Raw genomic sequence first — 23,989 nt, forward strand, 5'->3', positions numbered from 1 at the left:
ATTTAAGAGGAAATAATATGATGAATGCCTATATTTGTGATGCCGTTCGTACCCCTTTTGGGCGTTATGGTGGAGCCCTTTCCTCTGTACGGGCCGATGATCTTGCAGCGCTGACGATTTCTGCTCTTATGGAAAGAAATCCGGCCATCAATTTCAGCAATATTGATGATGTTATTTTAGGTTGCGCGAATCAGGCCGGTGAGGATAACCGGAATGTCGCCCGGATGGCTCTTCTGCTGGCTGGCCTGCCTGCCAGTGTTCCGGGTACAACAATAAACCGGTTATGCGGCTCCAGTCTTGATGCCATTGTGGTAGCGGCGCGGGCAATCAAATCCGGTGAAGTCAATCTTATTATTGCCGGGGGAGTGGAAAATATGAGTCGTGCGCCGTTTGTTTTAGGTAAGTCAGACAAAGCTTTCTCGCGAAGTTTGAACATCGAAGATACAACAATGGGATGGCGATTCATTAATCCTGAAATGAAAGCTCGTTATGGCGTGGATACCATGCCTGAAACGGCTGAGAATGTTGCCCGCCAGTTTGGCATTTCCCGTGAAGAACAGGATTTGTTTGCTCTGACCAGCCAGAGGCGGGTATCAGATGCTTATCGTAACGGGATTTTTAACGATGAGATTATTCCCGTCACCTTACCTCAGAAAAATAAAGAGAATATTATCTTCAATAAGGATGAACATCCACGGGAAACCACGCTAGAGGCATTATCCCGTCTCAGAGGGGTTGTGACAGCAGATGGTACGATCACTGCGGGTAACGCATCAGGGATCAACGACGGCGCGGGAGCGTTATTAATCAGCAGTGAAACCGGGTTGTCCGAATATTCTCTTTCGCCAAAAGCGAGAATTCTGGCATCGGCAGTTGCTGGCGTAGAGCCAAGGATCATGGGAGTTGGCCCGGTTTCAGCCGTCAGGAAAGTTCTTGAACTGGCAGGACTCACCATCGACCAGATGGATGTGATAGAGATTAATGAAGCGTTTGCAGCTCAGGCGCTGGCAGTGATGAAACAACTGGATATTGACGTTAATGATGAACGGATTAATCCCAACGGCGGAGCAATAGCGCTCGGACATCCGCTGGGGGCAAGCGGTGCAAGGCTTGTTATGACGGCCTGCTATCAACTGCAAAGAACAAAGGGGCGCTATGCACTTTGCACAATGTGTATTGGTGTCGGCCAGGGTATTGCCGTTATCATCGAACGAATTTAGTCACTAAATAACAGCCGTAAGATTATCACGCAAAAATTGTAAAAAAGCAGCCAGTTTGGGTGTCATTCTGGGAAGCGCACGCAAAAAATGGATATCGTCAACTTTCTGCTGCGGGTCATCAAATATATTGACAAGCCTGCCAGCTTTAATATCCTGTCCCACAACCCAGTTGGGCAGAAAGACGATCCCTAATCCTGAAATGGCTGCTTTTAGCAGAGCTTCGAAATCATTGCAACGCATATATAAGCGATACTCTCCTCCCTGAGTGTCGATAATACGATTCCATGAAATGGAGTGTGGATCATGATATTTGTCCAGAATATGGTGGCCGAGGAGTTCAGTCGGTCCACCGGGAACCCCATATTGCTCAATATAACGAGGGCTTGCACAGGCAATCCAGGTCTGGTGCGCTATTTTTGTCGCATACAGTGAGCTGTTTTTTAGTTTACCAATGCGAACCGCTGCATCAAGGCGTTCTATTGATGGGATTTCAAGTTGCTCTGTAAGATCCAGAACAAGATCCACATCAGGATAATGAGATTTGAATTCTGGTAGCCAGGGGAATATATGGAGTTTTGCAAAAGTCGGCAAACAACTGATGCGCAATGTCCCTGTCACTTCTTCATTTAAAGAAACGATTTCATCACGCATATCATTGAGCGCTTCAAGTACCCCCACTGCACGGGTAAACAATGCATCGCCGATTTCTGTTAAATGAATGCCACGGGTGCTTCGTGTGAAGAGGGGGGCTTTCATGACCGCTTCAAGCATATCAATTTTTCGCATGATGGATGACGGGTTTACGCCGTGGCGGCGTGCAACCGCTGAAAATGAACCACATCTTGCTATTTCAACAAACAAAGAAAGGTTTTCTGTATAACGGTAAATATCCATTGTTTCTCTTGATATATTTCACCACTCCCCTGGCAGGGATACGATTTCGTCTGACCTGAACCCGGACAGAAACCAGCAACAAATCCACCCCTGGATTATCGGAGGCTGATTTTGTCCGGGATGAGCATCGTAACATCAGAGTAGATAATCGTGCCAGAAGCGCGGCCCTGTTTCTCATCTGGCCTGTCTGATGTGTCAGGTTCAGCCAGGGAAGATCTGGTATTCTGGCCGGCCCCTCCAGAATTTCCCCTGAGCGCTGACAGTGGCAAATTCTGTTAACGCGTTCTGCCAATAACAGAAACAGGGTTGTTTGCAGGTTCAGACAGCAGCGTGAGAATGCGCGACCCTGCTGTACTCACTGAACGGCATAGAACCGGAAAATGGCTGCGTTTCTACATTACAGATTAAATGAATAATGCCGTGCCAGCACAGGCTGATACGGCTTTTTTCATAATCTTATTATGCCCGATGCATTATGCCGCTTTGTGGCCGTCTTCCTGACCCTGGATATACGGCGGCACATATGCTTCCCGGCAGGTATCCAGATAATCCGACCACCACTGCATCATCGCCTTACGGGCTTCCAGATGTTCCGCCTTATGAATGTAAGCCAGACGAACGGTGTTGCGTTCCTGATGGCTCATCTGGCGCTCCACTGCATCCTGCGACCATAAACCGGATTCCATCAGGGCACTGCATGCCATTGCCCGGAAGCCATGACCGCAGATATCCTCTTTCGTGTCCCAGCCCATAAGGCGCAGTGACTTATTCACGGTGTTTTCGCACATCGGCTTGTACGGGTTATGGTCGCCGGGGAACACCAGTTCACCATCACCGGAAATCTCCTTAATCTGTTTCAGAATGGCGATGGCCTGTTCTGAGAGGGGCACGATATGCGGGGGGCGCATTTTTGCACCTCGCCCGGAATAACGTACGCCTGCAATGGCTTCGCGTGCCCCGGGTATCGTCCAGACCCGGTTCCTGAAATCAATCTCCGACCAGCGGGCAAAACGCAGTTCACTGGAGCGAATGAACACATGTAACGTCAGCAGGACGGCAAGCCGGGTGAGTTCCCGTCCCTGGTGATAACCGTCAATCCGTTCAAGCAGTTCAGGCAGCCGCTCCAGCGGCAGGGCGGGATAGTGATGTCTGACGGGAGTAGCCGTCACGCCGTCAAGGTTTGCCGCCGGGTTGCTGTCGATGAATCCCTGATGAACCGCATAACGCATGATGTTACTGAGGTGCTGCCGTGTGCGGGACGCAACTTCCAGCAGGCCTTTTTCCTCAATCCCTTTCAGCAGGTCAATGAAATGCCGGGGTTTAAGCTCCGTGACAGACAGATGACCAATCACCGGAAAGATATGGTTATTCATGCTGGCAAGCAGACGGTCAGCAGTGTTCTGCGACCATTTTTTATTACTCCCGTGCCACGCCAGCGCCACGTTTTTAAACACTTTCTCCGGTGTTAGTGAGCCACGTTCAGCAGCCCGCTGCTGAACCGGGTTGATATTCAGCGCCAGCATTTTACGGACACCTTCACGCTGCTGGCGGGCATCAGACAGGGAGACGGCAGGATAGGCACCCAGCGCAATGCGGGATTCCTTACCGTTTATACGGTACTTGAGATACCAGTGACGGGAACCACCCGGTTTGACCAGAAGATACAGACCGTGGGAATCGGAGACTTTAAAGGATTTATCAGAAGGTTTGAGACTACGGATTTTCGCATCGGTAAGGGACATATGGGGGTCACTCCATTATCGAACTAACCTGACCCCAGATTTGACCACCAATTTTTCCCGATGCGGAGGGTAAAATCAAAATGCACCGGGAAGAGTTTTCACGCTAACCTCTTGAATCAAAATAACATAAGGATTCACAAGGATGGATGAAAACAGGAATTTGGCTCCTCTGACTGGACTCGAACCAGTGACATACGGATTAACAGTCCGCCGTTCTACCGACTGAACTACAGAGGAATCGTGTGAACGAGGCGCATACTACTGGCCTGGCATTTTTGTGTCAACACTAAAATTAACTCACTGATTCAAATGGCTAAATTTAAGTCAACTCGTTGTTTTAGTGCACAGTGTACCCGTCGTCAGTATCCAGCAGGCCATTTTCACGTAATCTTTGTAAGGGATCCTGACGATAGAAATGGCAAAAGCGCTGCCAGAGCGCCGGAAAGCGCGGGGCAAACAGCTCCGGTGCGCTAAAGAAATATTCCGATAATACGGCAAAACACTCGGCCGGGTCGGTCGCCGCATAGGCGTCAATACTGGCGGCGCTCTCCCCAACCAGATCGATCTCATCCTGAATGTTATTCATCGCTGCGTGGAGATCGTGCTCCCAGCCGGCGACTTCGCGTAACGGAATCAACGGCACGCCGCTGGCGCGATCGCCATTGCGGGTATCCAGCTTATGTGCGACTTCGTGCACGATAAGATTGAAACCCGATGCATCGAAAGAGTCCTGAATATCCAGCCAGTTCAGGATGATGGGGCCTTGTTGCCAGCTCTGGCCGGATTGTACGACCCGTTGATTGTGGACCAGACCAATGTCGTCTTCCCACTCATCATCCACCACAAATGGGGCAGGGTAGATGAGCACCTCGTGGAAGCCATCCAGCCACTCAATGCCAAGCGCGAGAACCGGCAAACAGAACAACATCGCAATGCGGGCGTTTTGCAGCGGGGTGAGTTCAAGCCCTTGCAGGGGGACCAGACGTTTTTGTTGCAGAAAGCGTGCCGCCATCTGCACCAGTTCCTGCTGTTCTTGTGCAGAAAGATTGGCTAAAACAGGAATGGCAAGCGCATGTTCCCAGGGCATTTCTGCGTTGCCGGACTCTTCATCTACTTTCCAGGGCCATTTAAACATCATATTGCTCGCAAAGTCGTCACTTGAACATAATTAAAGAGACAGGAACTATTAAAGTGCCAAAGAACCTGGCATTATAGCAACCTCAGCGGAGAGATGCCGGAGCGGCTGAACGGACCGGTCTCGAAAACCGGAGTAGGGGCAACTCTACCGGGGGTTCAAATCCCCCTCTCTCCGCCACTATTCAAACACTTACGTCAATTCCTTTCAACGACCCGCGTCACACACTTCTCTTGTGTTGGTATAACGGGGCGTCGAATGTCCATCAATCATCATCCTCTGATTTCTCATTGACGGGAAGATCTCGTCTCGATGATATCTGAATACTCCCTGTAGGCAGAAGATTTCTGGCCTTATCAATATAAAAAGCCGAAGGCCTTAGTTCAGCGAGACAAACGGCAAAAGCCGCAATCATCAGTCGCAAACGACCAGGATAATGCGCTCATGGAGAACTTCTTCGAAACGCAGAAACCGGAGTGTTTTTATCTGTGTTCGCTCGGCAGTCTGAGTGAGCTGAAGCTGGTGATAGAGGGCTCTGCCCATGACGACAACCATGAACGGATAAGCCTGAAATTAAAAGGCCTGAGCCCGGAATAATACCGGGCTCAGGCCGAGGAAGCCGCTTAACATGAACTGTCCTGTTTTAGAAGATCAGCCCACCCGGCGGACGTTAAAGCATAAATCGCATCAGAACTGATAGGTAATACCGACAGCAAACTGATCGTCTTCAGCGGCGCCAGTGATGATGCTGTCTTTGTGATCGATCAGGTTAAATTTGTAAGCACTGTAGACATTCAGGTTTTTGTTGAAGTAGTACCAGGTGCCCAGTTCAATATAGTTCATAATCTCAGCATCTTTGCCGCTGTTTATACCGAGATCTTTGCCTTTCGCATAGACATAGCCGAGGGAAGGGCGCAGACCAAAATCAAACTGGTACTGGACAACGGCCTCGATATTCTGCGTCTTGTTGGCGAAAATGCCATTTGCCATTGGCGTCATGTTATGCGATTCGGCATACATCACCGCCGTGTAAAGGCTATTGGCATCATATTTCGCGGCTAAACTCCAGACTTCGGCGGTTTCGCCTTTACGGTCTGCCGCCTGTTCGTCGGTACGATCTGAATTGCTGTATGCGGCGGCGAAACCAAATCCATCGATACTGTAATCGACAGACGTGCTATAGCCGTCGCCGTTAGCTTTTAAACGATCGCGGTTATTATTTTTACCCTGGTATTGCAGCCCGAAATTCAGGCCATCAACCAGACCGAAAAAGTCGCTGTTACGGTAGGTGGCGATACCGTTAGTACGACCGGTCATAAAGTTGTCGGTCGCCACCAGGCCATCGCCGCCCCATTCGACCAGCATGTCGGTATAACCCGCCGCGTCGTAAACCAGACCATAGTTACGGCCATAATCAAATGAGCCGTAGTTGGCGAATTTTAAACCGGCAAACGCCAGACGCGTTGCGCTACCCTGTTCGCCTTCTGGTTTATCCGCTTTGATGTTGTATTCAAAACGGCCATAGCCAGTCAGGTCGCTGTTAATCTGCGTTTCGCCTTTTACGCCGAAACGGGCGTAAGTGGTATCTCTGGAGTTATTGTCGCTGTTGTCGCGATCGGTGTTGGTTAAAATGTGTTCGCCGACCATTTTGCCGTAGAAATCGAGCTTGTTTCCGTTCTTGTTGTAGATTTCTGCCGCATTAGCGGCTCCGGCCACGAGTAATGCCGGAACCAGAAGTGCCAGTGTTTTTCTTTTCATTATATATTCCCTTTTAATCATCATTAATATGAATGGAGGTGAGTATTGCTGAAAGCAATTTCATACTATCGGTAAGGTTCAATTTTATTTAAAATAAAAATGTAAATAAATTATATCCAATATTACAAAATGTTTCAGTTTGCATTAATATATTAAAAATCTATCGTTTTGGAATGATGCATTTTTGCTGTTTATTATTTTCAATAACAATGTGTTAGGTGTTTTAAGGGATGTATTTATGTTACTGATTAAATGCTTTTGAATTATGTGCGACATTTAAATGATTTGGCTGGGTTATTTTACTCGTACGGTCATACGTGATGCCTGAGAAAACATTCATATCCATGTGGAGTTTAACGAGGGGAAATATATTTAAGCTATGGTTTTATTATTGTCTGCCGCGTGTTGACGGCAATAAATAATATATTTTGTGACGCTGGCGCGTAAGCACCAGGATCTCGCGCTGGCTAAAAGCCGTCGTTGATGGGGGGAAGGTGCTGTTTCGTTATCTTTTTCACAGTATAATGTGATTTGCGTCACTTTTTTGCGAAGTGCCGCTGTTTCGTGGTCAGTTAAAGGAGAGGAGTTAATGGAGCAGAAAGCGAAACGAAGCCCGGGCGGGAAGCTGGCCCTGTGGGTCTTTTATGCCTTTTGTGGTTACTTTCTGTGGGCAATGGCGCGCTACTGGTGGGTCGTTGGTAAAATTGAAAGTGTCCCCGGCGCGACAATTGACGGCGATCTGGGGTCGACGTCAGGGAAGTGGCTTGGCGCGCTGCTCGGGTTCCTGGTGCTGAGTCTTGTTGGCGCCATCCTCGGGGCGATAGCCTGGTACACCCGTCCTGACCCCAGGATTCATGAACAACACGATTAAAGTTGCTATGCTCAACGCTGGCCTTATCTCAGAGGAACGCGTATGGAGCAATTTGACTGGCAGCAACGCTTTGAAACCTGGCTTGCGGGACATCTAACCCAGGGTGACTCGGCTCACGACATTTCGCACTTCCGTCGCGTGTGGGGCACCGCGCAACGGCTGGCTGAAGACAGTCAGGTCGATCGTCTGGTCATTGTGACCGCCTGTTATTTCCATGACATTGTTAGCCTGCCGAAAAACCATCCCGAGCGCAGCCGCTCCTCGGTGATGGCGGCAGAAAAAACGCTGGCTATTCTCCAGTCGTCATTCCCTGATTTTCCGCGCGACCGCTATCCTGCCGTTTATCATGCGATTGAGGCGCACAGTTTCAGTGCCAGTATTCCCCCGCAAAGCGCGGAGGCGAAAATTGTCCAGGACGCCGATCGGCTGGAGGCGCTTGGTGCAATTGGTCTGGCCCGCGTCTTTGCGGTCTCCGGGTCGCTGAACAACATCTTGTTTGATGCGGACGATCCCTTTGCTGACCGGCGTAATCTGGATGACAAAAAATATGCGCTGGACCATTTCCAGTGCAAGCTGTTGCGTTTGCCCGACACGATGCAAACGGACAAAGGCAAAGAGATGGCGGTACACAATGCGCGCTTCCTCGTGCAATTTATGGCGAAGCTGAGCGCTGAACTTCGCGGCGACCCGCTGTCGGTGGATGACGCGGTTTTAAGGCGCTTTGAGCCACTGGCCTGAAACTGCCCGCATGATTTGTGGTAATCTCTGCAAAATTGTCCGGGCTGGTTGAGGGTATGCCGCAAAATTTATCGAAGGAAAAGAGCCTGTTGTCGCCTCCGGAACATGCCGGGGAAGAGGCACAGGCGCTATTGCGCCAGCTGATGGCAATATACGATGTGAAAACGCTGGTGGGCATTCTGCTGGCCGTTGGCGATCGTCACTGGAGTCCGGCAATATTAAAGCGCGTGGCGACGGTTGAGCGGGCGGCCAATCGTATTACGGCCAACGAGTATGCTCGTCTGGCAACGCTGCTGCCGCCACCGCCGGCCCATCATCCCCATTATGCTTTCCGCTTCGTCGATCTGTTTGCCGGAATCGGCGGGATTCGCAGTGGCTTTGAGGCGATTGGCGGGCAGTGCGTTTTCACCAGTGAATGGAATAAGCACGCGGTGCGAACCTACAAAGCCAACTGGTACTGCGATCCGAATCAGCACCGTTTCAATGAAGACATCCGTGATGTTACCCTCAGCCATCGCCCGGAGGTGGGCGATGAACACGCGGCGCGGCATATTCGCGAGACGATCCCCGCGCACGATGTGCTGCTGGCGGGCTTTCCTTGTCAGCCTTTTTCGCTGGCCGGGGTATCGAAGAAAAATGCGCTGGGCCGGGCCCACGGTTTCGCCTGTGAAACCCAGGGCACGCTGTTCTTTGATGTGGTCAGAATTATTGCCGCCCGCAGGCCCGCCATCTTCGTACTGGAGAACGTCAAAAACCTCAAAAGCCATGATAAAGGACGGACATTCCGCATTATCATGCAGACGCTGGATGAACTGGGCTATGAGGTCTCCGACGCTGACCACAGCGGCGTCGACGATCCGAAAGTGATCGATGGCCGTCATTTCTTACCCCAGCACCGCGAACGTATTGTGCTGGTGGGCTTTCGCCGCGATCTCCAGCTGCACGACGGTTTTACCCTGCGCGATATTTCAAAATTATACCCGGCCGCGCGGCCGACCTTCGGCGATCTGCTGGAACCGACGGTGGAGGCTAAATTTATTCTGACGCCGGTGCTGTGGAAGTATCTCTATCACTATGCGCGTAAGCATCAGGCGCTGGGCAACGGGTTTGGTTACGGCCTGGTCGATCCGCGCAATCCTCAGAGCGTGGCGCGCACGCTGTCCGCGCGCTATTACAAAGACGGCGCCGAGATTCTGGTCGATCGCGGCTGGGACCGCCCGTTGGGTGAACAACACTTCGACGATGCGCAAAATCAGCTTCGTCGTCCGCGCCGGCTGACGCCGCGCGAATGTGCGCGGTTAATGGGGTTTGAAAGTCCGCAGGGCTATCGCTTCCGCATTCCGGTTTCCGATACCCAGGCCTATCGCCAGTTCGGTAATTCGGTGGTGGTGCCGGTGTTTGCGGCGGTCGCGAAATTACTTGCGCCGCGAATCGCGCAGGCCGTGGCGCGGCGTGAATCCGAGGAGCAAGACGGTGGACGTCCACGATAAAGCCACGCGCAGTAAAAACATGCGGGCGATTGGCCAGCGCGATACGGCGATCGAAAAACGGCTGGCCGCGCTGCTCACTCAGGCCGGGTTTACGTTTACTGTTCAGGATGCGACGCTGCCGGGGCGCCCGGATTTTGTCGTGGCAGAGTACCGCTGCGTTATCTTTACTCACGGCTGTTTCTGGCATCACCATCGCTGCTATCTGTTTAAAGTACCCGCGACGCGTACCGAATTCTGGCTGGCTAAAATCGGCAACAACGTCGCGCGCGATAGGCGCGATATCATGCGCTTACAAGAGCAGGGATGGCGGGTGCTGATCGTCTGGGAGTGCGCGCTGCGCGGGCGACTGAAGCTCAGCGATGAGGCGCTGACTGAGCGCCTGGAAGAGTGGATCTGCGGCGGCGGTGACCGCGCGCAGATCGACACGCAGGGCATTGGTGAATCAGAGCTTACTTCTCCACCTCACAAGGCGTAACTTCAACCCGGGCGGGGAACAGGTATTTTCCCAGCGTGACCAGCACAACGGCAAAAATAATCACGCCCAGCGCCAGCCACTCGATGGACGAGAGGCTCTCTCCGGCAAATCCGGTCCCCAGCAGGACCGCCACCACGGGATTGACGTAAGCGTAGCTGGTGGCGACGGCGGGAGTGACGTTACGAATTAAATACATATAGGCGTTAATGGCGATAAGAGAGCCAAAAATCGCCAGATAGGCAACGGCAAAAATACTGGACCACGACGGCATTTGGCTCAGGGTTTCGCCAGTCGCCCAGGAGGCGAGCGCCAGGACGATTCCCGCGGCGAGCATTTCAATCGCGCCGGCCATCATGCCTGTCGGTAGCTCAATTCGGGAACCGTAAACGGAACCAAATGCCCAGCTCATTGAACCGATAAGGATCAACAGCGCCCCCCACGGATTGCCGCTCAGGTTTCCGCCGCTGTTAAGCAGAATGATGCCCGCCAGACCGATAGCAATCCCCAGCCACTCGATCTTGCGAGTGGTAATACCAAAAAACCGGCTAAAGCAGAGCGTGAAGAGCGGGACCGTCGCGACCATCACCGCCGCAATGCCTGAAGGCACATGCTGGTGCTCGGCCAGGGTGACAAAGCCATTTCCCACGGCCAGCAGCAGGATGCCGATCAGTGCCGCATTGAGCAGCGGCCTGAGTGCTGGAAGCGAGTGGCCGGTTGCCAGCAAATAAGCGAGCAGTAGCCCGCCGGCGGAGAGAAAACGGATCCCGGCCATCATCAACGGGGGCCAGCTGGCGACGCCAATGGCAATGGCAAAATAGGTCGATCCCCAGATGATATAAAGCGCAAACAGGGCTCCGATTAGGGGCAGAAGCTGGCGGGTAGACATACGTCCTCACGACGGTACAGAGACAGAAAGGGACATACAGTAAACGTGAAAACAACTGCGCTGGCGAGCGCTTTAATCGATCGGTAATTGTTAAATTTATATTGACTCTGTGCATCTCTGGGCGAAAAAGCACTTTTACCTCATACTTAGGCGGACATGACCGCTACGCGTTCAGGCTGCGGCCGGAGCGCCAGGGTGTTTATCCGCAATAAATGAAGGAATACCATTTTGGCAGGAAGTAGTCTTTTAACGCTGTTGGATGATATCGCCACCTTGCTTGACGATATTTCCGTGATGGGAAAACTGGCAGCGAAAAAAACGGCCGGCGTACTGGGAGACGATCTCTCGCTCAATGCCCAGCAGGTGACGGGTGTTCGCGCCAATCGCGAGCTCCCCGTTGTCTGGGGCGTGGCAAAGGGCTCGTTCGTCAATAAAGTGATTTTAGTGCCGCTGGCCTTGCTGATCAGCGCGTTTATTCCCTGGGCGATTACCCCATTGCTGATGCTCGGCGGCGCATTCCTTTGCTACGAAGGCGTTGAGAAAGTGCTGCACAGCCTGCAGGCGCGTAAACACAAGGAAGATCCGCAGGCCCGTCAGCAGCGTCTGGAAGCGCTGGCGGAGCAGGATCCGCTGGCATTCGAACGCGATAAAGTGAAAGGAGCGATACGCACTGACTTTATTCTGTCCGCTGAGATCGTGGCCATTACGTTGGGGATCGTGGCCGATGCGCCGCTGCTCAATCAGATTCTGATTCTCTCGGGGATTGCCATTCTGGTGACCGTCGGGGTGTATGGTCTGGTGGGCATTATCGTGAAGCTGGATGATATGGGCTACTGGCTGGTGAAAAAAAGTAGCGCGCTGGCGCGCTCGGTCGGTAACGGATTGCTGGCGGTTGCGCCGCGTCTGATGAAGCTGCTCTCCATCGTCGGGACCCTGGCGATGTTTCTGGTCGGCGGCGGCATTATCGTACACGGCATCGCCCCCCTTCATCATGCGGTTGAACAATGGGCAGGTGAACAGTCGGCTCTCATCGCCTCGCTGCTGCCGACCGGCGTCAATCTGCTGCTGGGCTTTATCGTCGGCGCGGTGGTGCTGGCTGGCGTGAAGGTTATTACCGGGTTTCGCGCTGCGGCGCAGTAAAATCGACCGCTGATTATGCAAAATCGTTCCGTGTCGTCTATGGTGAAACAGTTTCTCCCGAATGACGGACTAAAAAATGGTATTGTTGGTCAGTGATGAAGTGAGGCGAAAGAGCGGAGGGCCGCGCATGGTGGTGACGGGCTTCGCCAGCGGAATGGTCGAGTGTTGTTGGTATGACGGTTATGGCGTTAAACATGAGGCGTTCCGCGAAGATGAGTTAGTACGTGGGGAAGGACAGCGACAGCAGCGTGCCTGACCCCCTATCGCGCCCGGCAAAAGCCGGGCGTTTTATCGTTTAACTGCTTGTTTCACCCACAGGCAGCGTGGATGACGTTTGTCGTTTTGATGGTACTGCGAGAGAACAATGGATAAACCACAGTGGGTAAGAAAACTTCGCCGCGTTTCTGGCCCGGGACATGTGGTTAATTATTGCTTTGTCGCAGTACTCTTTTTTTCTACGCTCCTGATCTGGCGCGAAGTGGCGGTGCTGGAAGAGGCGTATGTCACCAACCAGCGCAACAACCTTGAAAACGTTGCCCACGAAATGGACAGTCTGCTGCTGTTCAACATCGACAGAATGGTGTTTTTTCGCAACGGGATGCAGTCGGCGCTTGAAACGCCGCTGGATTTCGAGATTTTGCGCAATGCGGAACAGGAGTATATGAGCAAACGCCATGACCCGATCTGGTCCGTAGCGTTGCATAACCGGCGTACTCTTCCGGTGTATGGCGTCTCCGATGCCTTTGTCGACAGCCAGAGTATGCTATCCCGTCACAACGCCCGGACCGGTAATGAACTGATGGCGGCTCTTGAGCTGGGTTATCTCCTGCGTCTGGTCGATGAAAGCCGCGGGTTTAACGAAGGGATGCTGTACATTTCGCGCAGCGGTTTTTTTACCGGCACCACATTGCCAAAAAACGCGGTACAGGCCCAGGCGCGCTATACCCATGCGATCGCCGCGCCGTGGTTTACCCGGCAATCGCAGCGGAACAATCCCGGTCGCGGCGTGCTCTGGCAAACCGTTTTTGATGGGCACGCGCAAAACGACGACCCGGTGGTGACGGCTTCCGTTCCCCTTGATTTCCGCCATGACTGGCTCGGCGTGCTGTCGATGGATTTTTCAGTGCGAGAGATGAAGGCGTTTCTGGTCAGCGCCATTAAGGGGGGACAGGAGGGGGAATACCAGCTGTATGACAGTCGGTTTAACCTGATCGCTTCTTCAGCATCGGGGAATGTCCTGACCCTGTTGTCAGCCCGTGAACAGGCAATGCTTAGCTACGCGGTTTCGCATCAAAACCAGGGCAGTATCCGTTTATTAACGCGCTATATCAGCTGGCAGAAGCTAAACAACTTTGATGGCGTGCTGCTGAGGACCCACACGCTCCAGGAAGGCGTGCGCGGTGCTTTCGGGAGCATTACGATTGCGCTGACGCTGATGTGGCTGTTCTTTACGCTGATGCTAATCATCTCCTGGCAGGTAATTTTGCGGATGGTTCGTAACATGAGCGTTATGCAAAAGTCGTTGGAGTGGCAGGCCTGGCATGATGCGTTAACTCGCCTGTTGAATCGCGGAGCCTTATTTGACAGGGCCATCGCCATCACCAGGGTGTGCGAGCGGACAGCCCGGCCAGTCTCGGTTATCCAGCTCGATCTCGATTACTTTAAGAAGGTCAATGACCAGCACGGACACCAGGCGGGAGACCGCGTACTGTCGCTGGTTGCCAGTACTATTGCGAGCAATATCCGTGAAGGCGATCTGGCTGGCCGCGTCGGCGGGGAAGAGTTCTGTATTGTGATGCCTGACACCACGTTACAGATGGCGACAGCCATCGCCGAACGTATCCGCATCCGCATTTACAACCGTGAAATTCTCCTCTGCAACGACACCAGTTTGCGGATCAGCGCCTCTCTGGGGGTGAGCAGCAGCGATGATTCTGCCGGGTTTAATTTTGAAAGCCTGCAGTCAACGGCCGATCGCCGGCTCTACCTCGCCAAACAAAATGGACGTAACCGGGTGTGCTTTAACGATTTACTGTCGCGTGACGGCATGGAAAAATGAGATTTATCTTAAAAAAGTACCCGGGGTCAACGCGCGGTCAGAGAAAAACGATCGCCACAAAGCCTTACGCCATCAGCATCCCGGCAGGGCGACAGTAAGTTCATACCATTTCTCAATTATTTTCCTCATGAATAGCTCTTGTCATACAAAATAATTGAGGATAATGTTTCCCGGCAACGGATATCCCGGTGTAACGAATTTTCAAGTGCTTCTTGCATTAGCAAGTTTCATCCCGACTCCTGCGAGTCGGGATTTTTTTCACCTGTACCTGGCTAGCGGTTGATCTCCGTGACGCTAAAGTCATGAATATCGAGTTCAAACGCTTCCGCTAGTTCGCACCAGGTGTGATAGTCGCGGCCATCAACGCTGACGTGATGCGGATCGTCCCGCGAACGCCGTATCTCGCTCTCGCTGATTTCATTAATCGCCGCCAGCAGGGCATCAACATCGACATTCACCCCGTGACTTCCTGCATATCCACTACCTTTGGCGGTTTTCATCATGCCTACCTCGCTTGGCTCAGATCGTGCCTCTTTAAGTATAGGCATAAAATCAGAGGGGGTTGGCCGCCATGCCGGATGGTCTATAAAAACGCCACTCGCCGGGCAGGGCGCTGCACCGCGGGCAGTTTTGTTCTACACTGGCTCAAAAATAGAGGAGGTAAGTTATGCAGGTGAACGATCGTGTCACGGTGAAGACCGACGGTGGCCCTCGTCGATCGGGTGTAGTTCTGGCAATAGAGTCGTTTAGTGAAGGGACCATGTATCTGGTGGCGCTGGAAGACTATCCGCTGGGGATCTGGTTTTTTAACGAAGCAGGGCATCCGGACGGGATCTTTGTTGAGAGAGAAGATTAGTTCGTGAGGCATCCGAACTGGCGGAGTGCGCCGCCAGTTTTGCCGGCGCCTGGTTCAGCGCAGGTTAACGTGGATACCGCTGGTAATGTTTTCCGCCAGGCGAACGATGTGGTAAATCACCTGTTTATTGTGGGTCTGAATTTTCTTTTTAATATTTCCTTTATGCGACGAAACCGTTTTCGCCTTAATGTTCATTTGGCTTGAAATCTGCGTCGTGCTATAGCCCGCCATCCACATTTGCAACATATTCGATTCGGCACGACTGAGCGACAGTGTCGGAATATTGATGCGGGCGTTGCTGTAGTTATCGTATTTAAGGCGATTACCCAGGATTTCATCAAGGTCTTTTGGCGTCAGTGATTTTGAACTAATAAGCAAATTCTTACGTACCAGCAGATAGTGATCAAAATGAATGTTAGCTAACGACATAAAGATAATAAATAACGTCCCGGGATACCGGGAAATGATATGGCGGATAAGCTCATTGCTATCCGGATGATGAATAAAGCAATCTTCATTGATAAATACCACTGCCGGACGCATGAATTCACAGGCCTCTTGCAGGCATTCCACAGAATGTACTTCACTAATGTCGCGCTTCTTTATTCCCCGGCTTGTCAGATACCCGGTCAGTCCCAGCCGGGTAAAGCTGCACAAATCCATGATAATCGTTGACATGACCCATCCTCAATCAACACGTAACGATAATTTATCTCTCGCCGACAAGCACGATGAAATCCATTTAAGTGGGTAATAAAAACCCGGTTCAGCACAGGAACCATGCGGCAGTCTAAACTATTCCGTAATATTGCCCATAATTTGCCAGGAATACTCCCAAAGTAATGTGAGACCGGGTTATGTGAGGGAATTAAAAGCAAAATTGCCTATTTTTCAGATAATTCGGAAGGCAAATAATAAATATTTTTAGGATTTTCCTTATGTTGGTTGTGTAAATAGTCAGCATATTGTCAGCGGTTCTTCATTCTCGTTATTTAATAATGCGACGGCGAGCGGGATAATTCTTCTCCGGGGGGAAACGGTGACGTTGTGCGCGCGCGGATGTTGGCAAGTTTGCTGCGGCTCTGCGGGAGGGGTGGCGGGCTTAACGCTTTAATGCCACAATACTTTTTTATCGGTTTGTGGGATGGATGATGAAAAAGATAGTGATTGCCGCTGCGCTGTTTATGCTGGCCGGGTGTGTCCAGGTTGATAATTACGATACCGTCGTCAAAGCGCCAGCGCCAGCCGGGTTAGAGGGATACTGGCAGTCAAAAGGTCCGCAGAGTGAAATGATGAGCCCGGACGCGATTGCCAGCCTGATTGTGACGAAAAATGGCGATACCCTGGATTGTCGTCAGTGGCAGCGCGTCATCGCCACGCCGGGTAAATTAATGCAGCGCGATGATCAGGTCTACAACGTCACCTCCAGGCTTGAGGTTTATCCTGTTGAGCGCTCAGGCAACACGCTGCAATACGATCGTATGACCCTGACTCGCGTTAACCGCCTGACCGCCGAGTGCGAGCAGGCGTGGAAAAAAACCGCTGCCGGGAAAAACGTGCACTAATGCAGGGCGGGCTGAAGCGACGTTCAGCCCGCGTGCTTTCAACGACTACAGCACCTCTTCGATGACCCAGACGCTGACGCTTGCGCCGTTACAGGTAAAGGTGCCGCTGCCTTCGTCGTCGGTTTCCACCACCTCCTGACGATTGCCGAGAAAATCCTTCCAGCGCTTATTGCCATAGTTGGCACCCAGCGCCAGCAGCTTCTCTCCCTCATCGCCGTTAGACAATACAACGACGCACCCCGGATCCTCATCGGTGCCGCTGCGGCTAAAGGCAATGCAGTTGGGATGATCGAACCACAGCGTCTGGACGCCGTGGGCGAAACGCTGGCGGGCGTCAATCAGTTCATGCAGCTGTTCAATAACCGGCATCTCAATGGCATAGGTCTGGCCATCGCCGCCGGTATCTTCATAGCTGGCGCCGAAGAGGTCGGCATAAAAAACCGAGGGGACGCCGTTTTCGCGCAGCAGAATGAGCGCATAGGCCAGCGGTTTGAACCACGGCTCAACGGGGGCTTCCAGCGCCTGCAAGGGTTGAGTGTCATGGTTGGTCACCAGCGTGACGGCATGAAACGGATCGGTTTCAACCAGCGTACCGCTAAAAATCTGACTCATATCGTAGTCGCGACCCTGGCGTGACGCTTCGTGAAACTTCATCTGCAACGGGGCGTCAAACAGCATCGTTTTACCGTCGACGCGCTCGATATACTGCTGGAGCTTATCCACCTCGTGTGACCAGTACTCCGCCACGATAAACAGCGGCTTTGTCGCCACTTGCTGGACGTGGTCGATCCACGCTTTATAAAACCACGCGGGAATATGTTTCACCGCATCGAGACGGAAACCGTCGCAGCCGGTTTGCTCCATAACCCAGCGGGCCCAGTACTTCAGCTCTTCGGCGACCGCATGATTGCGGAAATCAATATTCTCGCCCATCAGGTAATCGAAATTACCCATTTCATCATCGACCTGATCGCTCCAGCCTTCGCCGGTATAGTCGTTCACAATTTTAAAAACGCCGTCCTCGTCGGGATTTTCGATGTGATCGACGCCGCTGAAACATTTGTAGTCCCAGATAAACTGAGAATACTGCCCGCCCCGGACCGGGAAGGTGTAGCGTGTCCACGCCTCGCACTCGATAATCTCCTCGGCGATTTGCGTCCGGTCCTGCTCATCGACGCGCTGCACGCGAACCGGCTCTTTTTCATCTGCGCCCATTTTGTGGTTGACCACCACATCAAGCAGAACCGCAATATCGTGCTGGCGCAGGGCCGCAATGGCGGCAAGCAGCTGCGCTTTATCACCATATTTCGTGGCAACAGAGCCTTTTTGCTCGAACTCGCCGAGGTCAAACAGATCGTAGCTATCGTAGCCGACGGAGTATCCGCCGGACGCGCCTTTGTAAGCCGGCGGTAGCCAAACCATGTTAATGCCAATTTCATTCAGGTTCGGAGCCAGGGCTTCGACTTCGCGCCACAACTCGCCGCCGGCGGGGTAATACCAGTGAAAGCACTGCAGTAACGTGGGGTTTTTCATCTTCCATGCTCCAGACGTCATCAAGCTGACCTTTGCAGTATGAGATATATCCAGCAAATTCGATGAATTTTGGTGCTCTTTTCGCTATGTCTTAAATCGCTGCGTATATAATGTTTCGCTATAAGTTGTAGCGTATAGGTGTTGGTGGGCGACGCTAAACGCCTTACACTACGGGAAAATCTCATTTATCAGGGGCATCTATGAAATTAGCACTTCTGGGTCGTCAGGCGCTGATGGGCGCGATGGCTGTCGTTTTAATGGCTGGCGTCAGCGCAAAATCGTTTGCGGCGGAAAATCTGCTGGGGCAGATTAAAGAGCGCGGGACGCTGCGCGTAGGCCTGGAAGGAACCTATCCGCCGTTTAGCTATCAGGGCGACGACGGTAAGCTGACCGGCTTCGAGGTCGATTTTGCCAATGAGCTGGCGAAACATCTGGGCGTGAAGGCCGATCTGAAACCGACCAAATGGGACGGCATGCTGGCTTCCCTCGATTCCAAACGTATTGACGTGGTGATTAACCAGGTCACCATTTCCGACCAGCGTAAGCAAAAGTATGACTTCTCTACCCCTTATACGGTGTCGGGTATCCAGGCGCTGGTGAAAAAAGGCAACGAAGGCATTATCAAAACACCGGCTGACCTGAAAGGCAAAAAAGTCGGCGTCGGTCTGGGGACTAACTACGAAGAGTGGCTGCGCCAGAACGTCCAGGGCGTAGATATCCGTACCTATGATGATGACCCGACGAAATATCAGGATCTGCGCGTGGGTCGTATTGACGCGATTCTGGTCGATCGCCTGGCGGCGCTGGATCTGGTGAAGAAAACCGGCAATACCCTGGCGGTGACCGGCGAAGCGTTTTCTCGTCAGGAGTCTGGCGTGGCGCTGCGTAAAGGCAATGAAGACCTGCTGAAAGCGATTGATGGCGCCATTGCCGATATGCAAAAAGATGGCAGCCTGAAAGCGCTGTCGGAAAAATGGTTTGGCGCTGACGTGACAAAGTAACGGCTGGCGGTGAAAAAAGGCGCTATTGATAGCGCCTTTTTTTATTTCGTACGCCAGTGTGTGCATAATAAAGATAACTCAGTCAGGAGGTACCATGTCACTGCAAAATTTAACGCGCTTCCCGCGCCTGGAATTGATTGGCGCGCCGACGCCGCTGGAATATCTACCGCGTCTGTCCGATCATCTGGGGCGCGAGATTTTTATTAAACGCGACGACGTGACCCCGCTGGCGATGGGCGGCAATAAGCTGCGTAAGCTGGAGTTCCTGGCGGCAGATGCGCTGCGTGAAGGGGCGGATACGTTAATCACCGCCGGCGCGATTCAGTCGAACCACGTTCGTCAAACGGCGGCGGTGGCCGCGAAACTGGGTCTGCACTGCGTTGCGCTGCTGGAAAACCCCATTGGCACTCGTGCCGAGAACTATTTGACCAACGGTAACCGCCTGCTGCTTGATCTGTTTAATACCCAGGTGGAGATGTGCGATGCGCTGACTCAGCCCAATGTTCAGCTCGAAGAACTGGCAACCCGCATCGAAGCGCAGGGCTATCGGCCCTATGTCATTCCGGTGGGGGGCTCAAACGCGCTTGGCGCGCTGGGCTATGTGGAAAGCGCCCTTGAAATCGCCCAGCAGTGCGAAGGCGCCGTTGAGCTCTCTTCCATCGTGGTCGCATCCGGCAGCGCGGGTACTCATGCCGGGCTGGCCGTAGGACTGGAACAGCTGATGCCAGAGGCCGAGCTGATTGGCGTCACCGTATCACGCAAGGCGGCGGATCAGTTGCCGAAAGTCGTTGCGCTTCAGCAGGCGGTGGCGAATAGCCTGGAGCTACAGGCCACGGCCGGGATTCAGCTGTGGGATGACTATTTTGCGCCAGGATATGGCACGCCGAACGACGAAGGAATGGAGGCCGTGAAGCTGCTGGCGCAGCTGGAAGGCATTCTGTTGGATCCGGTTTATACCGGTAAAGCGATGGCCGGGTTGATCGACGGCATTAATCAGAAGCGCTTTAAGGATGAAGGGCCGATTTTATTTATCCACACGGGTGGAGCGCCGGCGCTGTTTGCCTATCATCCCCATATCTAAAGCAGAACATACAGAATGCAAGAGAGTATCCAACTGGTTATTGATTCCGCGCCCTTTCTGCTCAAAGGCGCGGTGTTTACGTTACAGCTGAGCATCGGCGGTATGTTCTTTGGCCTGGTGCTGGGCTTTATCCTCGCACTGATGCGCATGTCGCCTCTGTGGCCGGTGAAATGGCTGGCGAGAATGTATATCTCCATCTTCCGCGGTACCCCGCTGATTGCCCAGCTGTTTATGATCTATTACGGTCTGCCGCAGTTTGGCATTGAGCTTGACCCCATTCCGGCGGCGATGATCGGCCTGTCGCTGAATACCGCAGCGTACGCCGCGGAAACGCTGCGTGCGGCGATTGCCTCGATTGACAAAGGGCAGTGGGAAGCGGCGGCCAGTATCGGTATGACGCCGTGGCAGACCCTGCGCCGGGCGATTTTGCCGCAGGCTGCGCGGGTGGCGCTGCCGCCGCTCTCCAATAGTTTTATCAGTCTGGTAAAAGATACCTCGCTGGCGGCCACCATTCAGGTTCCGGAGCTGTTCCGTCAGGCGCAGCTGATTACCTCGCGCACCCTGGAAGTGTTCACCATGTATCTGGCCGCATCGCTGATTTACTGGGTGATGGCGACGGTGCTGTCCTCGCTGCAAAACTATTTTGAAAACCAGCTGAATCGCCAGGAGCGTGATCCAAAATGAGTGCCATTGAAGTCAAAAACCTGGTGAAAAAATTCCACGGCCAGACGGTACTGCACGGTATCGACCTCAATGTGCAGGCGGGGGAAGTGGTGGCGATCATCGGCCCTAGCGGGTCCGGTAAAACAACGCTGCTGCGCAGTATTAACCTGCTGGAACAGCCGGAAAGCGGAACCATTCGGGTGGGCGATGTGACCATTGATACCGCGCGCAGTTTCAGCCAGCAAAAAGGGTTGATTCGCCGCCTGCGCCAGCATGTGGGCTTCGTGTTCCAGAATTTCAACCTGTTCCCGCATCGCACGGTACTGGAAAACATCATTGAAGGGCCGGTTATCGTTAAGGGTGAGGATAAAAACGAATCCATGGTTCGCGCCCGGGAACTGTTGGCGAAAGTGGGGCTGAGCGGCAAAGAAAACAGCTATCCTCGTCGCCTGTCCGGTGGTCAGCAGCAGCGTGTGGCCATTGCGCGGGCGCTGGCGATGCGCCCGGATGTGATTCTGTTTGACGAGCCGACGTCGGCTCTCGATCCTGAGCTGGTTGGCGAGGTGCTGAACACCATTCGCCAGCTGGCGCAGGAGAAGCGCACGATGGTCATCGTGACTCATGAAATGAGCTTTGCCCGCGATGTTGCGGACCGCGCAATTTTTATGGACCAGGGGCGTATCGTCGAACAGGGTGAGGCGAAAGCGCTGTTTGCCAACCCGCAGCAGCCGCGCACCCGCCAGTTCCTTGAAAAATTTCTGATGCAGTAATGTTTACCCGCTCGCGGCGGCCGTCCCCAGCGGTGAGGACGGCCGCGACCAGAGCACCGGTAGCGGCAGCGGTTTATCCGCCTGGCGCCACTGTTGACTGGCGGCGGCTATCCCGCAGGGCATCTGCACCAGGCTGTCAAAACCGCGGCGGTTGCGCCACGGGCCGCTCCATCCCCAGACATTCAGCGAGACATCGACCAGTCCTGGCCTGAGCCGCGCCCGCGTCTCGCTATCTAATCCCAGGGCGTCCAGCGCATCGGCACGGTAACCGTGTACGAGAACGTCAGCCTGACAGAGCAAATCTATTAAATGTTGCTTATCGTTGGCCGTTTTTATATTCAGCCGTGCGCACCGGGACCGGCGAGCAGACGAGTGGCTACCGGTCCGGCAATAATCCGCGTCAGATCGAGCACCCGAATGCCGGGCAGCGGCCTGCTGCGAGGCAGACGCCTGTCGACGGGATAGAGGCGAAGAATCGGTGACGGCATAGCAGGAACGCAGCGCCCCCGGCTGGGTAAATTCGATTTCCGGGGCCGGAAGGGAACTAAAGGCTTGCCATAGAAGGGAATATATCGTGGTCAGCGAAAAAGGCTCCGACATACTTTTTGTCCTGGCACGGGTGAAGAGCGCCAGTCATGATCTAATAAGTGCGATGCATACGATATTTTATACATATAAATAAGATTTATGTGTTAGTTTTCTGTATTTCTAATAATGATTATTACTCAGGAGTTATTTGGTCGGTTATGAGGGACAATGATTTTTTCAGCTGGCGGCGGGAAATGCTGCAACAATTTCAGTCAATCACCGCGGGAGGGGATGTTTATAATCTCCTGCAACAACAAACAGAAGGGCTGGAATATGACTATTTTGCGCTTTGCGTACGCCATCCCGTGCCGTTTACCCGGCCGAGGATTACGCTGCAATCGACCTATCCGCAAGCATGGATGACACACTACCAGGCTGAGAATTATTTTGCTATCGATCCGGTATTGCGCCCTGAAAACTTTCTTCGCGGCCATCTGCCGTGGGATGACGGGCTCTTTCGCGATACGCCGGAATTGTGGGATAGCGCGCGCGATCACGGGTTGAACAAGGGGGTTACCCAGTGTCTGATCTTGCCTAATCATGCTCAGGGTTTTTTGTCCGTTTCCGGCCAAAACCATAGCGCAGGGCCTTTTCATGAAGACGAGCAGGAGATGCGCTTAAGAACGCTGATTGAGTTGAGTCTGTTGACATTATTGCGTCTGGAAGATGCGATGGTCATGCCGCCGGAAATGAAGTTTAGTCGTCGCGAACTGGAAATATTGAAATGGACGGCAGAGGGAAAAACATCGGCTGAAGTGGCGATTATTCTCTCCATCTCAGAAAATACGGTTAATTTCCATCAAAAAAATATGCAACGCAAATTCAATGCGCCAAATAAAACGCAAATCGCCTGTTACGCGGTGGCGACCGGTTTAATTTGAGCGGGCAGGACGTTCTGCGTGTCAGACGTAGGGACCGGCTGTGCTGAATTCACAGCCGGTTGACTGTTACTGGCGGTAAGCCTGTTTAATTTGCTTAACGGTGCTGGAGAATACGGCAGCCTGAGCCTCATCTTCCATCTGCGTGATCTGTTTTTCCATTTTAATAATCACCCGACCCGCATCCGCCTGGCCCATTGCCTGGAGCATCAGCGTCAGCAGCGTTTTCAGGCAGGTCACTTCCTGCGCCAGTTCTTGATTATTTTCTGCAGTGGAAAAATCTGGAGTGCTCATCGATATCCTCGTTTGCTATCGGCGCTTTTGCGCAATACTAAATGTTAAGGCGACGCAGTATACCACAAGCGACGAGAAAAAAAGGAGCGCGTGATTTATGTTCTCTCATCAGAGGTGCTGGCGGATTAATTGTCTGAATAATACGTACTCTGCACTCGCGTCGCCGGTTAATTTTGCGCTGCTGTTTTTCATAGTTAATTATTGTTACATCTTTAGTTTCGTATTTAGCCATGCGCTATCGCCGCGCCACGCGGATGTTTTTGTAGGGCAAATGTTAAAAATGAAGCGTAATACAACTTACTGTTATCTATAAGTTTCCAGTTGCTGTGCAGACAGATTGACATATCCGGGC

Annotated in this window: 25 protein-coding genes, 2 tRNA genes and 1 pseudogene; 17 read left to right on the top strand and 11 right to left on the bottom strand. The window is 52.8% G+C overall.

Features of this window, described 5'->3' with window-relative positions; genetic code table 11:
- Positions 1 to 17: 17 nt before the first annotated feature.
- Positions 18 to 1,220: a 3-oxoadipyl-CoA thiolase gene (gene pcaF / locus CWM52_RS00085; RefSeq protein ID WP_100682240.1), complete on the top strand. Its 1,203-nt coding sequence runs from the start codon at positions 18 to 20 to the stop codon at positions 1,218 to 1,220.
- A 3-nt stretch (positions 1,221 to 1,223) separates the two neighbouring features.
- On the opposite strand, the gene CWM52_RS00090 is transcribed toward pcaF, so the two are convergent.
- The 4 genes from CWM52_RS00090 to mtfA all read right to left on the bottom strand — a co-directional run bounded on the left by CWM52_RS00090 (position 1,224) and on the right by mtfA (position 4,994).
- A complete protein-coding gene (locus CWM52_RS00090) occupies positions 1,224 to 2,114 on the bottom strand; it encodes a LysR family transcriptional regulator (RefSeq protein WP_100682241.1) in 891 nt (296 codons plus the stop codon).
- Positions 2,115 to 2,587: 473 nt separating this feature from the next.
- On the bottom strand, positions 2,588 to 3,856 hold the full coding sequence (locus tag CWM52_RS00095; RefSeq protein ID WP_100682242.1) for a tyrosine-type recombinase/integrase: 1,269 nt from the start codon (positions 3,854 to 3,856) through the stop codon (positions 2,588 to 2,590).
- Positions 3,857 to 4,017: 161 nt separating this feature from the next.
- Positions 4,018 to 4,093 (bottom strand) — tRNA-Asn (locus CWM52_RS00100).
- A gap of 100 nt (positions 4,094 to 4,193) precedes the next feature.
- Entirely contained in the window at positions 4,194 to 4,994 is an 801-nt protein-coding gene (mtfA, locus tag CWM52_RS00105) for a DgsA anti-repressor MtfA (protein ID WP_160702622.1), read from the bottom strand.
- 87 nt (positions 4,995 to 5,081) lie between these two features.
- On the opposite strand from mtfA, the gene CWM52_RS00110 reads away from it, so the two are divergent.
- Both CWM52_RS00110 and CWM52_RS00115 read left to right on the top strand, forming a co-directional pair.
- A tRNA-Ser gene (locus CWM52_RS00110) sits at positions 5,082 to 5,171 on the top strand.
- 264 nt (positions 5,172 to 5,435) lie between these two features.
- Positions 5,436 to 5,588, top strand: coding sequence for an IS3 family transposase (locus tag CWM52_RS00115; protein ID WP_100682244.1), 153 nt, complete (start codon positions 5,436 to 5,438; stop codon positions 5,586 to 5,588).
- A gap of 90 nt (positions 5,589 to 5,678) precedes the next feature.
- Here CWM52_RS00115 and CWM52_RS00120 read toward each other — a convergent pair whose 3' ends face one another.
- Positions 5,679 to 6,749 carry a porin gene (locus CWM52_RS00120; RefSeq protein WP_100682245.1) on the bottom strand — a complete coding sequence of 357 codons (1,071 nt, stop codon included), beginning with the start codon at positions 6,747 to 6,749 and terminating at the stop codon, positions 5,679 to 5,681.
- A gap of 589 nt (positions 6,750 to 7,338) precedes the next feature.
- Between CWM52_RS00120 and drpB the strand changes: the two genes are divergently transcribed.
- From drpB to CWM52_RS00140, 4 genes are all read left to right on the top strand, one after another.
- Positions 7,339 to 7,620 (top strand): cell division protein DrpB, encoded by a 282-nt coding sequence (gene drpB / locus CWM52_RS00125; protein WP_100682246.1) that lies wholly within the window; start codon positions 7,339 to 7,341, stop codon positions 7,618 to 7,620.
- 42 nt (positions 7,621 to 7,662) lie between these two features.
- Positions 7,663 to 8,358, top strand: coding sequence for a phosphohydrolase (locus CWM52_RS00130; RefSeq protein ID WP_100682247.1), 696 nt, complete (start codon positions 7,663 to 7,665; stop codon positions 8,356 to 8,358).
- 89 nt (positions 8,359 to 8,447) lie between these two features.
- On the top strand, positions 8,448 to 9,848 hold the full coding sequence (locus CWM52_RS00135; protein WP_206057660.1) for a DNA cytosine methyltransferase: 1,401 nt from the start codon (positions 8,448 to 8,450) through the stop codon (positions 9,846 to 9,848).
- A gap of 19 nt (positions 9,849 to 9,867) precedes the next feature.
- Positions 9,868 to 10,323, top strand: a complete 456-nt coding sequence (locus tag CWM52_RS00140; protein ID WP_202395339.1) for a very short patch repair endonuclease — start codon at positions 9,868 to 9,870, stop codon at positions 10,321 to 10,323.
- Here the strand turns inward: CWM52_RS00140 and yedA are convergent.
- Entirely contained in the window at positions 10,298 to 11,209 is a 912-nt protein-coding gene (gene yedA, locus CWM52_RS00145) for a drug/metabolite exporter YedA (protein ID WP_100682250.1), read from the bottom strand. The two genes, CWM52_RS00140 and yedA, sit on opposite strands and share 26 nt — an antisense overlap.
- Before the next feature lie 228 nt (positions 11,210 to 11,437).
- On the opposite strand from yedA, the gene CWM52_RS00150 reads away from it, so the two are divergent.
- The 3 genes from CWM52_RS00150 to dgcQ all read left to right on the top strand — a co-directional run bounded on the left by CWM52_RS00150 (position 11,438) and on the right by dgcQ (position 14,408).
- Positions 11,438 to 12,349 (top strand): DUF808 domain-containing protein, encoded by a 912-nt coding sequence (locus CWM52_RS00150; protein WP_100682251.1) that lies wholly within the window; start codon positions 11,438 to 11,440, stop codon positions 12,347 to 12,349.
- Positions 12,350 to 12,425: 76 nt separating this feature from the next.
- Positions 12,426 to 12,605: a YodC family protein gene (locus tag CWM52_RS00155; protein WP_100682252.1), complete on the top strand. Its 180-nt coding sequence runs from the start codon at positions 12,426 to 12,428 to the stop codon at positions 12,603 to 12,605.
- A gap of 108 nt (positions 12,606 to 12,713) precedes the next feature.
- Positions 12,714 to 14,408: a cellulose biosynthesis regulator diguanylate cyclase DgcQ gene (gene dgcQ / locus CWM52_RS00160; protein WP_100682253.1), complete on the top strand. Its 1,695-nt coding sequence runs from the start codon at positions 12,714 to 12,716 to the stop codon at positions 14,406 to 14,408.
- A gap of 272 nt (positions 14,409 to 14,680) precedes the next feature.
- Here the strand turns inward: dgcQ and yodD are convergent, their stop codons facing one another.
- Positions 14,681 to 14,908 (bottom strand): YodD family peroxide/acid resistance protein, encoded by a 228-nt coding sequence (gene yodD, locus CWM52_RS00165; RefSeq protein WP_100682254.1) that lies wholly within the window; start codon positions 14,906 to 14,908, stop codon positions 14,681 to 14,683.
- Between the two features lie 167 nt (positions 14,909 to 15,075).
- On the opposite strand from yodD, the gene dsrB reads away from it, so the two are divergent.
- Entirely contained in the window at positions 15,076 to 15,264 is a 189-nt protein-coding gene (dsrB, locus tag CWM52_RS00170) for a protein DsrB (protein WP_100682255.1), read from the top strand.
- 54 nt (positions 15,265 to 15,318) lie between these two features.
- On the opposite strand, the gene rcsA is transcribed toward dsrB, so the two are convergent.
- The gene (gene rcsA / locus CWM52_RS00175) at positions 15,319 to 15,942 is read right to left on the bottom strand and encodes a transcriptional regulator RcsA (protein ID WP_100682256.1); all 624 of its coding nucleotides are present in this window, start codon (positions 15,940 to 15,942) and stop codon (positions 15,319 to 15,321) included.
- 473 nt (positions 15,943 to 16,415) lie between these two features.
- On the opposite strand from rcsA, the gene yedD reads away from it, so the two are divergent.
- Positions 16,416 to 16,829, top strand: a complete 414-nt coding sequence (yedD, locus tag CWM52_RS00180) for a lipoprotein YedD (RefSeq protein ID WP_100682257.1) — start codon at positions 16,416 to 16,418, stop codon at positions 16,827 to 16,829.
- A gap of 45 nt (positions 16,830 to 16,874) precedes the next feature.
- Here the strand turns inward: yedD and amyA are convergent, their stop codons facing one another.
- Positions 16,875 to 18,362 carry an alpha-amylase gene (gene amyA, locus CWM52_RS00185; protein WP_100682258.1) on the bottom strand — a complete coding sequence of 496 codons (1,488 nt, stop codon included), beginning with the start codon at positions 18,360 to 18,362 and terminating at the stop codon, positions 16,875 to 16,877.
- Positions 18,363 to 18,562: 200 nt separating this feature from the next.
- Between amyA and tcyJ the strand changes: the two genes are divergently transcribed.
- The 4 genes from tcyJ (at position 18,563) to tcyN (ending at position 21,877) form a co-directional block, all read left to right on the top strand.
- Positions 18,563 to 19,363: a cystine ABC transporter substrate-binding protein gene (gene tcyJ / locus CWM52_RS00190; protein WP_100682259.1), complete on the top strand. Its 801-nt coding sequence runs from the start codon at positions 18,563 to 18,565 to the stop codon at positions 19,361 to 19,363.
- Positions 19,364 to 19,457: 94 nt separating this feature from the next.
- A complete protein-coding gene (gene dcyD / locus CWM52_RS00195; protein ID WP_100682260.1) occupies positions 19,458 to 20,444 on the top strand; it encodes a D-cysteine desulfhydrase in 987 nt (328 codons plus the stop codon).
- A 15-nt stretch (positions 20,445 to 20,459) separates the two neighbouring features.
- A complete protein-coding gene (tcyL, locus tag CWM52_RS00200; protein WP_100682261.1) occupies positions 20,460 to 21,128 on the top strand; it encodes a cystine ABC transporter permease in 669 nt (222 codons plus the stop codon).
- The gene (tcyN, locus tag CWM52_RS00205) at positions 21,125 to 21,877 is read left to right on the top strand and encodes an L-cystine ABC transporter ATP-binding protein TcyN (RefSeq protein WP_100682262.1); all 753 of its coding nucleotides are present in this window, start codon (positions 21,125 to 21,127) and stop codon (positions 21,875 to 21,877) included. Before tcyL ends, tcyN begins: the two co-directional genes overlap by 4 nt.
- A 54-nt stretch (positions 21,878 to 21,931) precedes the next feature.
- On the opposite strand, the pseudogene CWM52_RS00210 reads toward tcyN, so the two are convergent.
- Positions 21,932 to 22,323: pseudogene (locus tag CWM52_RS00210) on the bottom strand (CoA transferase); the annotation flags it as partial.
- Positions 22,324 to 22,623: 300 nt separating this feature from the next.
- Here CWM52_RS00210 and sdiA point away from each other — a divergent pair.
- The gene (gene sdiA / locus CWM52_RS00215; protein ID WP_100682263.1) at positions 22,624 to 23,346 is read left to right on the top strand and encodes a transcriptional regulator SdiA; all 723 of its coding nucleotides are present in this window, start codon (positions 22,624 to 22,626) and stop codon (positions 23,344 to 23,346) included.
- A gap of 66 nt (positions 23,347 to 23,412) precedes the next feature.
- Here sdiA and CWM52_RS00220 read toward each other — a convergent pair whose 3' ends face one another.
- Positions 23,413 to 23,637 (bottom strand): DUF2594 family protein, encoded by a 225-nt coding sequence (locus CWM52_RS00220; RefSeq protein ID WP_004864152.1) that lies wholly within the window; start codon positions 23,635 to 23,637, stop codon positions 23,413 to 23,415.
- Positions 23,638 to 23,989 lie beyond the last annotated feature (352 nt).

This window comes from Raoultella sp. T31 (assembly GCF_002806725.1).
GTDB classification, from domain to species: Bacteria; Pseudomonadota; Gammaproteobacteria; order Enterobacterales; family Enterobacteriaceae; genus Klebsiella; species Klebsiella electrica.